8 protein-coding genes and 4 pseudogenes are annotated in these 13,039 nt (G+C 69.5%); 5 read left to right on the top strand and 7 right to left on the bottom strand.

Going from position 1 to position 13,039, the window contains the following annotated elements; genetic code table 11:
* Nucleotides 1-226, bottom strand: a pseudogene (locus ACI2L1_RS24450) (IS5/IS1182 family transposase); the annotation flags it as partial.
* Nucleotides 227-291: 65 nt separating this feature from the next.
* Here ACI2L1_RS24450 and ACI2L1_RS24445 point away from each other — a divergent pair.
* Nucleotides 292-495: pseudogene (locus tag ACI2L1_RS24445) on the top strand (IS110 family transposase); the annotation flags it as partial.
* A 21-nt stretch (nucleotides 496-516) separates the two neighbouring features.
* Here the strand turns inward: ACI2L1_RS24445 and ACI2L1_RS24440 are convergent.
* Nucleotides 517-1,022, bottom strand: a pseudogene (locus tag ACI2L1_RS24440) (IS5 family transposase); the annotation flags it as partial.
* 587 nt (nucleotides 1,023-1,609) lie between these two features.
* Between ACI2L1_RS24440 and ACI2L1_RS24435 the strand changes: the two are divergent.
* Nucleotides 1,610-1,861 (top strand): annotated as a pseudogene (locus tag ACI2L1_RS24435) (transposase); the annotation flags it as partial.
* A 119-nt stretch (nucleotides 1,862-1,980) separates the two neighbouring features.
* Here ACI2L1_RS24435 and ACI2L1_RS24430 read toward each other — a convergent pair.
* The 5 genes from ACI2L1_RS24430 to ACI2L1_RS24410 all read right to left on the bottom strand — a co-directional run bounded on the left by ACI2L1_RS24430 (nucleotide 1,981) and on the right by ACI2L1_RS24410 (nucleotide 8,620).
* Nucleotides 1,981-2,820 carry a carbohydrate ABC transporter permease gene (locus ACI2L1_RS24430; protein ID WP_404741476.1) on the bottom strand — a complete coding sequence of 280 codons (840 nt, stop codon included), beginning with the start codon at nucleotides 2,818-2,820 and terminating at the stop codon, nucleotides 1,981-1,983.
* Nucleotides 2,817-4,178 carry an ABC transporter permease subunit gene (locus ACI2L1_RS24425; RefSeq protein WP_404741475.1) on the bottom strand — a complete coding sequence of 454 codons (1,362 nt, stop codon included), beginning with the start codon at nucleotides 4,176-4,178 and terminating at the stop codon, nucleotides 2,817-2,819. The genes ACI2L1_RS24430 and ACI2L1_RS24425 overlap by 4 nt, the downstream gene beginning before the upstream one ends.
* A gap of 5 nt (nucleotides 4,179-4,183) precedes the next feature.
* On the bottom strand, nucleotides 4,184-5,515 hold the full coding sequence (locus ACI2L1_RS24420; RefSeq protein WP_404741550.1) for an ABC transporter substrate-binding protein: 1,332 nt from the start codon (nucleotides 5,513-5,515) through the stop codon (nucleotides 4,184-4,186).
* Nucleotides 5,516-5,555: 40 nt separating this feature from the next.
* Nucleotides 5,556-7,217, bottom strand: a complete 1,662-nt coding sequence (locus ACI2L1_RS24415; RefSeq protein WP_404741474.1) for an alpha-amylase family glycosyl hydrolase — start codon at nucleotides 7,215-7,217, stop codon at nucleotides 5,556-5,558.
* Nucleotides 7,218-7,348: 131 nt separating this feature from the next.
* The gene (locus ACI2L1_RS24410; RefSeq protein WP_404741473.1) at nucleotides 7,349-8,620 is read right to left on the bottom strand and encodes an ABC transporter substrate-binding protein; all 1,272 of its coding nucleotides are present in this window, start codon (nucleotides 8,618-8,620) and stop codon (nucleotides 7,349-7,351) included.
* A gap of 122 nt (nucleotides 8,621-8,742) precedes the next feature.
* Here ACI2L1_RS24410 and ACI2L1_RS24405 point away from each other — a divergent pair, with 122 nt between their 5' ends.
* From ACI2L1_RS24405 to ACI2L1_RS24395, 3 genes are read left to right on the top strand one after another with little or no spacing between them, the layout of a single operon-like run.
* Complete coding sequence (locus ACI2L1_RS24405; RefSeq protein WP_404741472.1) at nucleotides 8,743-9,258, top strand: PadR family transcriptional regulator; 516 nt, start codon at nucleotides 8,743-8,745, stop codon at nucleotides 9,256-9,258.
* Nucleotides 9,255-10,034: an ABC transporter ATP-binding protein gene (locus ACI2L1_RS24400; RefSeq protein WP_404741471.1), complete on the top strand. Its 780-nt coding sequence runs from the start codon at nucleotides 9,255-9,257 to the stop codon at nucleotides 10,032-10,034. Before ACI2L1_RS24405 ends, ACI2L1_RS24400 begins: the two co-directional genes overlap by 4 nt.
* A gap of 47 nt (nucleotides 10,035-10,081) precedes the next feature.
* The gene (locus ACI2L1_RS24395; RefSeq protein ID WP_404741470.1) at nucleotides 10,082-12,385 is read left to right on the top strand and encodes an FtsX-like permease family protein; all 2,304 of its coding nucleotides are present in this window, start codon (nucleotides 10,082-10,084) and stop codon (nucleotides 12,383-12,385) included.
* The last annotated feature ends 654 nt before the right edge of the window (nucleotides 12,386-13,039 follow it).

Genomic DNA, 13,039 nt, shown 5'->3' with positions numbered 1-13,039 from the left:
TCATCGGGCGGACCACAGGAAGATGCCCGCGATGTGGAGTTCGGCCAGGTAGATGGTGGCGGTCTTCTCGTAGCGGGTGGCGATGCCGTGCCACTGGTCGAAGGCCCGTGGCCTGCCGCCGGCTGCCGTGACGCAGCCGGTGGCTCCGCTGGTCCGCCGGGACGGGGATCACTGCCCGGATGCCGCGCTTGCGCAGATGTTCGCGGATCCCGCGGGAGGAGTACGCCTAATAGACATGTGGGTTGACCGGTTGGGCCGGTCGGCAGGGGCCCGAGCGTGACGTCTGGGACATACGCAGCGCTGACCGCCTCACCCGGAGCTCACGACCACTACAACCGCAGACGGGACACCGGCGACCACTTCCACGCGGCCCTCCGCAATCTCTTCAACCGCATGCTCGGCCAGCTCCACCACTGCCTGACCAATCGCCAGACGTTCGACGAAGCGATCGCCTTCAGCACCTCCGCCCCAGCTCCACTGTCGGCGGCTGCTTGACCGGAAAGCTGCATGGGGTGTCTTGTCGGCCAGGACCAGGTCCGGCCTGGTGCGGGGCCGTCCTCGCCGCCGGGGAACGCGCAGGCGGGCCATGACGTCGTTGAAGGCAGGTGCGTCGCCGGCCTGGCCTGCGGTGAGAACGAATGCCAGAGGCCGACAGCGGCCATCGGCAGCGAGGTGGATCTTCGTGGTCAGTCCGCCGCGGGAGCGGCCGATGGCGTGGTGGCCGGGCTCGTCTGCCGGGGCCCCCTTTTCCGGGCCCCGGACGCGTGCTGGTGGGCACGCACGATCGTGGAGGTCACCGAGACGGCCCAGTTGAGGTCCTCGTCCGCGTCGGCCTGGGCCATCAGCGCGGTGAACACCCGCTCCCAGGTGCCGTCTATGGCCCACATCCGCAGCCGGTTGTAGACGCCTCGCCAGTTGCCGTACTTCTCCGGCAGGTGGACCCACTGCGTTCCGGTCTGGAACTTGAACGCGATCGCGTCGATCACCTCCCGGTGGTCGCGCCACCGGCCACCCCGCTTCGGCGTGCGGTCCGGGAGTCACGGCTCGATCCGCGCCCCGGCACACCCGGACCAACGACCGGCTGATCCAAACGAAACTCCCTTAGGGGTCATCAAGGAGCCCCGTGAAGCGGAGCGGGCACAGAGGGATTCGGATGTCAATGCACATCGTGGCGAGTGAGCAGGTGGCCACACGCCGAGCTCCATAGCTACTGGGATCCCTACAGGGCTACTTGGCACCTTGCATACATCCCTACTTGGATCCCTACAGAGCTACTGGCCTGCCTACTTTCATCCCTCCAAAGATCCCTACAAGGGTTAATGAGTGTGTGATCGAGCCCCCGAGTTGGTATGAAGTCACTTGGATCTTTGCTCGCGAACATTAAGCCTGACGAATAAAAGCCCTAACGTCCGAAAACCCTCAAAGAGAGCAACAGCAATGGTCTCATTCGAGTCCTTGCAACGTCGCTTCGTCAAAGTCGCGGTAAGTGGCTCCCCTATGGGCTTGCTAGCTGGACAGCACGCCAGATCACGAACCGGAGGCCTCCCTCTGAGTGGTGAACACGCTGATACTTGATCTACTTGATCCGGAGGAAACGAGAAGACCCCTGATGGCAATGAAGGAGTGCTCGGACGAGTTCAAGGCCGATGTCGTAGCCCTGTACGAGGCCACACCCGGAGCAACCTACAAACGCATCTCCGCTGACCTGGGCGTCAACCGGGCGACCCGGCGTGAGTGGGTACTGCGGGACCGCGAACGCTTTGGCGTCACCGCCACGACTGCGAAGCCGGGCTCCCAGCCTCAGGAGGTGGTGCGGTCCGCTAATCCGGACGAGCGGGTGCGGCAGTCGGAGGCCCGGGTGGCCGAGCTCGAGGCAAGTGAGCGCAAGCTCGCCACCGGGCGGAACGGAGCTTCGCCCGAAGGGGCAACTCTGCGCACAAGGACCCCAGCGGTCTACGCGCACGCCCCACAGACCGGGCACTACTTCACCGACCCCGCCATCACACCCTGCACGAAGTGCCGCTGGAAGGCGAAGAACACCACCACGGGCACCACCAGCGACAGGAACGCGCCCGGTGCCAGCACATCGATGTTGCTGCCGAACTGCCTGATCTGCGACTGGAGTTCGACGGTCAGCGGCTGCGAGGAGGGGTCCGCGAACAGCAGAGCCACCAGCATGTCGTTCCAGACCCACAGGAACTGGAAGATGGCGAGGCTGGCGATGGCCGGCCGTCCGACCGGCAGCACCAGCCGGGTGAAGATCCGCCACTCGCTGCCGCCGTCCATGCGGGCGGCCTCCAGCATCTCCTTGGGCATCTCGGCGAAGTAGTTCCGCAGCAGGAAGACCGCGAACGGCAGTCCGTAGGCCACGTGGAACAGCACCACGCCGGGAATCGTGCCGAACAGCCCCAGTTGTCCGAAGAGTTTGGCGACGGGCAGCAGGCCGATCTGCACCGGTACCACCAACAGGGCGACCACCAGCAGGAACACGGTTTCCCGGCCCGGGAAGTCCAGCCAGGCGAAGGCGTATCCGGCCAGCGCGGCCACGACGACCACCAGTGTGGTCGTCGGCACCGAGATCAGCACGGTGTTCCAGAAGGCCTGGGTCATGCCCGAGTTCTTCAGCAGGGCCGAGTAGTTGGCGAGGGTCAGCTGCCCGGGGCTGGTGAGCGCCGTCCACCAGCCGCTGCTCGCCGAGTCCTGCGAGGACCGCAGCGAGGACAGCAGCAGCCCGGCAAGGGGGGTGAGCCAGACCAGCCCGACCACCACGAGGAAGGCCTGCACCACGGCGTTGCCCAGGCCGCGCCTGATCGCGTTCATCGCTGACTCCTCCGGAAGCGCCGGACGTTGAAGGCCATGGCGGGGATCACCAGGACCAGGAGCAGTACGCCGAGCGCGCTGCCGAGCCCCTGGTTGTTGCCACCGCCGAAGGACACCAGCCACATCTGGGTCGCGAGGACGGTCGCGTCCTCCTGCACCTGCCCCGGCGCGATGATGTAGACGAGGTCGAAGACCTTCATCACGTTGATGACGAGGGTCACGAACACCACCGTCAGCACCGGCGCCAGCAGCGGCACCGTGATGCGCCGGAAGATCTGCCACTCGTTCGCGCCATCCATCCGGGCGGCCTCCAGCGCGTCCCGGGGCAGGGCCGCCAGGCCGGCTCCGATCAGCACCATCGCGAAACCGGTCCAGATCCACAGGTAGGCCCCGATGATGGCGGGTGTGACGAGCGTCGGTCCGAGCCAGGAGACGCCCTGATAGGGCTGTGCGAAGTTCGAGGCGGGCAGCTCGACCCGGTAGGAGCCGGCCGCCAATCCCGTGAGGCGGAAGGAGCCGTCGGCCGCGGTGCTGGTGCTCGCGACCGCCTTGCCGTCGGCGCGCACCGCCTCGACCTTCATCCGCGGCAGCCCGCTCTCCGTACGGTCGACCACGCCCGGACTGCCGCCGCCGCCCGGGGGGAAGTCCAGGTAGACTACCCCGCGCGGTTCGCCGGCCGCGGCCTGGGCCTGTGCGGCCGGATAGGCAGGCCGGGCACCACCCGGCAGGTCCTTCGGTGCGATGCCCACCAGGCCCAGCGTCACCGTGTCACCCGGAGCCAGGTTCGCGGCCGTGCGGTACGAGCCGTCCTTCAGCGCTGTGAGGCCCTGGCCGGTGCGGGCGCGGGCGGTGGGGTACTCGGCGGTGCCCTTGAACGCGTTGTGCACGGTGACGACGGCCGCGTCGAGCACGCCCTTGTGCGGGTCCTCGTCGTAGGCGAGCCGGAAGATGATGCCCGCGGCCAGGAAGGAGACCGCCATCGGCATGAACAGCAGCAGCTTGAAGGCGGTCGCCCAGCGCACCTTCTCCACCAGCACGGCGAGGATCAGGCCGAGCCCGGTGAGCAGGGTCGGAGCCACCAGCACCCAGATCACGGTGTTGCGGATGGCCTTGAGGGTCGTCGGGTCGCGGAACATCTCGGTGTAGTTGTCGCCGCCGACGAACCGGGTGCCGGACGCGTCGAAGAAGCTGCGGACGATCGAGAACAGGACGGGGTAGACGACCAGCGCGCCCAGCAGGAGCAGGGCCGGGAAGACGAAGAGCAGGGCTATGATCCGGCCGCGGCGCCGGGTCCGCCGGGCGCGTTCGGCCTGCCCGGACAGGGGCGGGCTGGTGTCCTTCACCAATGTCGCGGTCACGGCCGTCAGTCCTTGTACGCCTTGGCCGCGGCGGCCTCCAGCTGAGCGGCGGTCGCCTTCGGGTCGGACGGGTCGGCCAGGAAGTCCTGGAGGATCTTCCACTCGCCGGCGCCCTTGGTGCCGCCGAAGGCCGCAGGTGCCTGGTCGGACATGTCGAAACGGACCGAGTCGCCTCCGCCCACCAGGGACTTGGCGATGGCGCGGGTGACGTCGTCGCTGTAGTAGGACAGGTCCAGGTTCTTGTTCGGGGACAGGAAGCCGCCCTCCTTCGCCCAGACGGCCGCGGCCTCCGGCGTGGCCAGGTACTCCAGGAGCTTCATACCGGCCGTGGCGTTCTTTGCGGCCTTCAGGACGACCGCCGCGTCACCACCGCTGACCACGGGCGCCTTCCCGCCGTCGACGGCCGGGAAGGGGAAGAAGTTCGCGTCCTTGCCGATCGTCTTGCCGAACTGGTCATGGGCCACCCCGGCGACGAAGTCGCCCTCGTAGACCATGGCCGCCTCCGGCTTGGGCCCGAAGACCTTCTGCACGGAGCCCGGAAAGTCGGTGTTGAGAGCCTCCTTCGGACCGCCCGCGATCAGCTGCTTGTCCTTGAAGAGGGTGCCGAGCGTGCCGAGCGCCTTGACCACGGACGGGTCGGTCCACTTGATCTTGTGTGCGGCGAGGGCGTCGTACTTCTCGGGTCCGGCCTGGGAGAGGTAGACGTTCTCCGCCCAGTCAGTGATGGGCCAGCCGTCCGCGCCGGCCACGGAGAAGGCGGCGAGCCCCGAGTCGGAGATGGTGCGCCCGGCCTTCAGCATGTCGGCCCAGGTGGTGGGCGGCTTGACGCCAGCCTGCTCGAGGGCGTCGGGGCTGTACCAGACGGTGGATTTGTCGGCGGCCTTGAAGTAGAGGCCGTAGGGGGTGCCGCCGACGCTGCCGTAGTTCTTCCAGACCGGCGCGAAGTTGCTGTCCACGGACTGCTGCGTGGTCTTGGAGAGCGGCTTCAGCCAGCCGCTCTTGGCGAACTGCTGGAGCACGCCGACCTGCGGGACCATGACGACGTCGGGGGCGTTGCCGCCCTCGATCTTGCTGCCGATGACGGTGGAGACGTTGTCGCCGGTGGACACGAACTGGGTCTTGGCGCCGGTCTTGGCGCTGAACGCGTCGAGGACCTTCTGGAAGCTCTTGAGTTCGTCACCGGACCAGACGCCGGCCACGGTGACGGTCTGACCGTTGAGTGACTTGTTGCCGCCGCCGCCCGAGACCGGGCCGCTGCTGCCTCCGCATGCGGTGGCGCCGAGCGCGAGGACGAGGGCGGTGCAGCCGCGGAGCAGGGTGGTGCGTCGTCGCATCATCATTGATGTCCCTTAGGAAGAGCGCCAGTTGAGAGGGTGATCAGAGGTCGTTGATCCACCAGGCGGCGGTGGAGCCGGGCAGTATTCCGGTGGGGCAGGGGCCGCTGGCGAGCAGCGGGGTGCCGGAGACGGGTGCGGCGGTGGGCGTCGTACCGAAGTTGACGGCGCAGACCAGGCCGTCGCCGCGGATGAAGCCGAGGACGCCGGGCGGGGTGTCCAGCCACTCCAGCGGTCCGTCTCCCAACTGGGGCAGCTGGGACCTGAGCTGGAGTCCGTCGCGGTACAGGTGCCAGAAGGAGCGGGTGTCGGCGAGGGCGCGGTCGGTGGCGTACTCGGCGAAGTAGTCGGGCTGCGGCAACCAGGGCCGGGCCCCCTCGGCGCCGGAGGTGAAGCCGAACGGAGAGGCCTGTCCCGACCACGGGAGCGGAACCCGGCAGCCGTCGCGGATCCGGGCCCGGCTGCCAGTGCGCCGGAAGATCGGGTCGGTGAGCACGTCGTCGGGCAGGTCGACGACTTCGGGCAGACCCAGTTCCTCGCCCTGGTAGATGTAGGCGGCGCCGGGCAGTGCCAGCATCAGCAGCGCGGCGGCTCGGGCGCGGGCGGCGCCGAGTCCGCTGCCCTCGGGGGTGGGTTCGCCGTAGCGGGTGACCGAGCGGACCTGGTCGTGGTTGTTGAGGACCCAGGTGACCGTGGAGCCGGTGCCGGCGATGTCCTGCATGGCCTCGCCGATGACCTTGCGGAAGGCGTCGGCGTCCCACGGCGCGCTCAGCAGGTCGAAGAAGAACGCCTGGTGGAGTTCGTCAGGGCGGACGTACAGCGCGTGGTCACGGGCCGTCGGCACCGACACCTCGCCGACGAGGAGGCGTTCGCGGCCGTCACGTGCCGTGTACTCCTCGCACACCGTGCGCCAGTGCCGCCAGACGTCGTGCACCTCGGCCTGGTTCCAGGCAAGGGGGTTGACCGAGTCGCGGGTGCGGGCGTCTGCCTCCGGGTCCGGGGAGTCGGGCAGCTCGGGGTGTTTGAAGAGGCCGGCGGCGACGTCGATACGGAAGCCGTCGACGCCCCGGTCGAGCCAGAAGCGGAGCACCTGGTCGAACTCGGCGGCGACCTCGGGGGTGCGCCAGTTCCAGTCGGGCTGCTCGGGCGCGAACATGTGCAGGTACCACTGTCCGGGCCGGCCGTCCGCCTCGGTCACCCGGGTCCAGGCAGGGCCGCCGAACATTGAGTGCCAGTTGTTGGGCGGCTCGGAGCCGTCGGGGCCGCGGCCGTCAGCGAAGTGGAAGCGGCCGCGCTCCCGGCTGCCGGGCGGGGCGGCGAGGGCCTGCCGGAACCAGTGGTGCTCGTCGGAGCAGTGGTTGGGAACGATGTCGAGCAGCACCCTGATGCCGAACCGCCGGGCGGCCGCCGTCAGCAGGTCGAACTCGGCGAGGTCGCCGAAGAGCGGGTCCACGTCGCAGTAGCTGGCCACGTCGTAGCCGTGGTCGTGCTGCGGCGAGGGGTAGAAGGGGCTCAGCCAGATCCCGTCGACACCGAGTTTCTTCAGGTACGGCAGTCCGGCCCGGACACCGGCCAGATCGCCGATGCCGTCGCCGGTGCTGTCCAGGAAGCTGCGGACGTACACCTGGTAGATCACTGCGTCACGCCACCAAGGGTGCCTGTTCAACCCGTTGACCTGTCTCTGAGAAGGGCAGCAGTTATGCATGCATGTTAAGTAGCAGTGTCGAGAGGGTGTCAACGAGCAGGACAAAAGCTACTGACAAGTTGGGGTTCTATATCAGGAAAAATAGGTCACCCAAGAGCGCGGAAGAGACCGTGGCGTTACCTAACAGGTAACTATTGGTCGGAGAGAGCGGCCAGTTCCCGCGCCAGCCGACGCACCACCGCCGCGGCCGTCTCGTGTCCGGTCAGGCCGTCGTGCACGACGGCCTGCACCACCAGGCTGACCTGGTCGTAGCGGGGGCTCTTGGGACGCGGCCGGGCCGCCTTCAGGCCGGCCCGCAGGGTCGGCAGATAGGGGAACTCGCGGATCAGCGCGGGATCGTCGTACAGCGCGGCCCGCACCGGCGGCAGCGCGCCGTGGGTGAGGACCTGGCGCTGCACGGGCGCGCTGGTGAGGTACGCGATCAGCCGCGCGGCCGAGTCGGGATGCCGGGCGTGCATGTTGACGGCCAGGTTGGAGCCGCCGAGAACGCTGGTGCCCGGCCCGTCCGGCCCGGGCAGCGGCACGGCGCCGACCTTGCCGGCGACCGCCGAGCCCCTGGCCGAGGCGCTGACGTACGCGTACGGCCAGTTGCGGAGGAAGAGCAGATGCCCGTCCTGGAAGGCCCGTTTGGACTCCTCCTCCGTGTAGTTCAGGGCGGCCTTGGGAATCCAGCCCTCCTGCACCCCGCGGGCGAGGAACCCGATGCCCTCCCGGGCCGCCGCGGAGTCCACGGTGACCCGGGTGCCCTCGTCACCGAGGATGGTGCCGCCGGCCGAGTAGACGGCCTCGGCGGCGTTCACAGTGAGCCCCTCGTAGGGCAGGAGCTGGCCTGCGTAGCCGTCGAGTCCGTACTTCGGCGCGATAATCTTCGCGTCGCGCTCTAGCTCGGCCCAGGTGCGCGGCGGCGGGACGCCCTCCTTGGCCAGGATGTCCTTGCGGTACAGGAGCAGGCCGGCGTTGGTGACGTACGGGACGGCGTACAGCCGTCCGTCGTAGGTCGCCGTGTCGACGACCCGGGGCAGGAACGTGTCCAGCGGGAAGCGGTCCCGGGGCAGCTGCCGGATCCAGCCCGCCGCCGCGAACTCCGAGGTCCAGGCGACGTCGATGTTGAGGACGTCGAACCGGCTGCGGTCGCCGCCGCGCAGGTCGGTGACCATCTGCGCGTGGGTCTCGTCGGCGGAGTCGGGAAGTTCGACGAGGTTGATCTTCTCGCCGGGGTGGGTGCGGTTCCAGCCCTCCAGGAGCGGGCCGAGATAGCCCGTGAGGTCCCCCGCGGTGGCCAAGGTCAGTGGGCCGCGGCCGCCGCCGATGCCCTCGCCAGCGTGCGCGCCGGAGGCCGCGTATCCGGTCAGGACCACGACCAGAGCCAGGAGACCCCTACCCGCGGCATGCAACCACCGCATAGGTTCCTCCCTGTGCACCCGCGCAGAGCATCTTCACTCCGAGTTGGAAGGCCATGTATACCTGTTAGGTATGGGCGATACTAGGGTATGGAGCACATTAGGTAGACAGGAGGACTGCACACGTGCGCCTGCCCCTCCTGGCACTCCTCGCGCGCGGCCCGGCCCACGGCTACGAGCTGAAGCAGGACCTTGAGCAACTGCTGGGCTCCGCGTACCCTCAGCCGAACATCGGCCAGATCTATGTCACCCTGGGCCGCCTGGAAAAGCAGGGGCTGATCGAGGGCGAGGACGTCGAGCAGTCCAGCCGACCCAACAAGAAGGTCTACCGCCTCACCGAGGCCGGGCAGGACGAACTCCGCACCTGGTTCGAAAAACCCGAGGACGAGCCCCGGGTGCGGGACGAGTTCTTCATGAAGCTGGCACTCGCTCCACGGACCGGACTCGCCGACCAGATCGCCCTGATCAACCGACAGCGGCGGCAGTACCTGACCACGATGCGCAGCCTGTCGAAGCTGGCCGCCGCCGAGAACCGCGACAACCGGATCGCCCATCTGCTGATCGAGGGCGCGATGCTGCACCTGCAAGCCGACCTCGACTGGCTGGAACGGTGCCAGGAAGAGCTGGAGGATCTGGAATGAGCGAGACTCCCGCTCCTGTGCCGCGCGCGCAGGACCCCGCCACTCCCGTGCTGCGCGCCGAGGGCCTGGTCAAGACGCACCACGGCGAGGGCGCCCCCGCCCGGGCCGTACGCGGGGTGGACCTCGCCCTGCGGCCGGGCGAGTTCGTCGCCGTCACCGGTCCGTCCGGGGCCGGCAAGTCGACGCTGCTGCATCTGCTGGGGGGACTCCAGCGGCCGGACGCCGGCAGCGTCTGGCTGGACGGCACCCGCGCGGACGACTGGAGCGAGGCCCGCTGGGCCGTCGAGCGCCGGAAGCGGATCGGGATCGTCTTCCAGTTCTTCAACCTGGTGTCGAACCTGTCGGTCGCCGACAACGTGGAACTGCCCGCGCTGCTCGCCGGGACGGCACCGAAGCGGGCCCGCGCCGGGCGCGAGGAGCTGCTGGCCGAGCTGGGACTCACCGGCAAGGACCGCAGCCTGCCGGGCGAGCTGTCCGGCGGCGAGCAACAGCGGGTCGCGCTGGCCCGCGCCCTGGTCAACCATCCCCCGCTGCTGCTGGCCGACGAACCCGCGGGCAGCCTGGACAGCAAGGGCACCCGCGAGGTGATGCGGCTGCTGTCCCGCTTCCACGGCCGCGGCCAGACGATCCTGCTGGTCACCCACGACGCCCGGCTGGCCAGCGCCGCGGACCGGGTGATCAGCTTCTTCGACGGCCGGATAGCCGACGACGCGGAACTCGACGGCACGCCCACCCGCGGCACCGGGATATCCGGCGTGCTGGAACTGACGGACTGACGGACCGACATGGGGACGTACGACGTCCCCCGGAGGGGCTGAGCCGTATGCGGGGGACCTTGCGCTGGGCGCACTCCGATCTGCGCACGCACCGCGGCGAGGCACTGTTCCTGGTGCTGGCCACGGTCGGGATCGTGCTGTCGCTACTCCTGGCGACGACCCTGTTCGGCTACGCCACCAACCCCTGGCAGCGCGTCTTCGAGCAGAGCCGCGGCGCCCACGTGTGGCTGAACACCGCCAGATCCGCGCAGCTGGGAAAGCTCGCCGGACTGGACGACGTCGAATCCGAGGCCGGCCCGTACGCCACCGAGTCCACCACCCTCACCTCCGACGGCACCCGCGCCGCCGTGGAACTCCGCGCCACCCCCCAGCACCTCACGATCGCCCGCCCACTTCTCCTCTCCGGCCGCTGGCTCGACCCGGCCAGCCCCGACGGCGTGGTCCTGGAGAGCCAGCTCGCCCGCGCCCTGCTCGCCGAACCCGGCGACAGGCTCACCCTGCTCGGCACCAGCCGCACGGTGACCGTGCTCGGCGTCGCCGACAGCGCCGAGCAGCGCTACGAACCGGACGAGCAGCCCGGCCTGGTCTGGGCCCCACCATCCGTCGTCCGCACCCCGAACGGCCAGGTCATCGGCTTGCGCCTCACCAACCCCGACGACACCGACTACGCCGTACAGCGCGCCGTGACCGTCCTGGGCGCCGGCGTGATCGGCGAGGTCGCCACCTGGCAGCAGGCGCGCGCCGAGGCGCAGGGCGACAACCGGCTGCTCGGCCAGGTCCTGGGCCTGTTCGGACTGGGCGCGCTGATCGCCGCGGGCCTCGCCGTCCACGGCGCGATCACCACTCGTATCCGCGGTCACCTCCGCGACATCTCCATCCTCAAGGCGATCGGCTTCACCCCGGACCAGGTGGTCCGCGTCTTCCTCCTCCAGCACATCGCCTACGCGCTCCTCGGCGCGGTGACCGCAGCCGCGCTGACCCGGTCCCTGGGCAGCAGGCTCCCCGGCCGCCTCGGCGACGCGATCGCCCTGTGGCAGGGCCTGCCCGGTCACGCGGTGACGCTCGTCGCGATCCCGGCCGTCGCAGTGCTGTTCATCGCCGCGACGACGGGACTGGCAGCCTGGCGTGCGGGCCGCGTACCACCTGTGCCGACGCCGCTGCCCTCGGTCCGCGCCACCGCCACCGCCCCACGGCCCGCCGCGCACCTCTCCGCCCCGGCCCGGCGCGCACTGGGTCTGCGGGTACCCCCCGCACTGGTCCTGGGCTGGCACACCGCCTTCGCCCGCCGGACCCGGTCACTCACGACCGTGGCACGGCTGGCACTTCCCCTCCTCCTCATAGTCGTGGCGATGAGCGCGTGGACCACCATCAGCCGCTTCCACAGCGAACCGGGCCGGATCGGTCTCCCGGCCGCGCTCTCCGTCCACGCCGACACGGGCCTCGACGACCGCGACACCCGCGCCCTGCTGGCCCGCGACCCACAGGTGGCCGCGGCCTACCCGGGCGTCGAGGTGGCCGCGCTGGTCCCCGGGCAGACGGCCACGATCGCCCTACGCGGCTTCGGCACCCACCGGGCCCCCTACCCATACGCGCTCGCCGAAGGCCGTCCCGCCCGCGGCGCCGACGAGGCGGTGGCCGGCCAAGGTCTGCTCGACCTGCTGGACGTGCACGTCGGCGACTGGGTACGGATGACCGTCAGCAACCAGCCGCAGATCCTGCACATCGTGGGCCGCAGCATCGAGACGGAGAACGCCGGCCGGGTCATCTCCACGTCCCTGGACACCCTGCGCGAGAACGACCCCACCCTCACCCCCACCCTTTACCAGGTCCGCCTGTACCCCGGCACCGACGTACACCAGGCCGCCCAACGCCTCACCTCCGCCGGAGACGGTCACTTGGACGTCCATACCGTGACCAACCCGGCCGATGGGCTCTCCCCGCTACGCGGAGTGGCGGCCGGCGTGATCGCCGTCCTCGCCCTGATCGGCCTGGTCGAACTCCTCACCACGATCGGCGGCACGGTACGCGAGGGCGAACGCGACCTGCTCGCCCTCAAGGCCATCGGCCTCTCCCCACGCCAGATCACCGCCGTCACCGTCACGGCCACCGCCTGCACAGCACTGGCAGCGGTCCTCGTCGGCACGGTCCTCGGCGCCCCGCTCGCCCAGTGGCTGATCAACGCCCAGGGCAGATCGAGCGGCATCGGCGCGGGCATCGCCCAAAGCCCCCCGCTGGTGCTACTGGCCCTGTTCGGCACGGCCGCGGTCCTGGGTGCGGCAGCCTTGTCCGCCCTCCCGGCAGCCCGCGCGGCACGCCGCCGCCTGGCGGACACCCTGAGCGCGGTGGCCTGAGCCGCACCGCCTACCCCTTACCCCTACAGGCACATCACCCACCCGAAAGGGATCACAATCCCCATGCCGGGACATAGGCGCCGCAGATCGACCGGCGACTGGAGCACGCCGCGACCCGTCCGGTCATCGTGCCGGAACTCATCGTCTGTGACCGCGGTGCGGTGTTCTTGTCGCGGAACCTCAGGGCCTCGTGCCGGGGACTGGGCATCAGTGTTCAGCCCGCGCATCCCAACACCCCCACGGACGAGCCTCGTGCTTCATACTGCGCCCCCTTGGGCTGATTCGAGGATTGATGACGGTCCGCGGTGGCCCCACCACGTGGTCGTCACGGCAGACGAGCGGCAGTGGGGCCGCCTCGAGACATCACGACCGCTCTTCAGCCACGTGGGGCCAAGTGACCAATATCGAGGGGCCGCTGAACGACGTCACAGCCAGTCGTGGGCCCGGCGGCCGTCCGACGCGGGGTCGGGTGAACTCGGGTCCGAACAAGTGGTAGAGGTACTCGCCCTTCTCGTTGGCGAGGCGTCCGGTCAGTAGGCCCTCGTTGCGCCACTTTTTGACGGTCTTGGTGTGGACGCCGAGTCGGCGGGCGATCTCGTTCAGGCTCGACGTCCCCTGTTTGGCGAGGCGTTGGTGGTGGCTGCGCGGGCGGTA

Source organism: Streptomyces sp. NPDC019531 (assembly GCF_044903305.1).
Lineage (GTDB): Bacteria > Actinomycetota > Actinomycetes > Streptomycetales > Streptomycetaceae > Streptomyces.
Note: the sequence above shows the minus strand (reverse complement) of the source record. Positions and strands in the feature narration are given on the sequence as shown.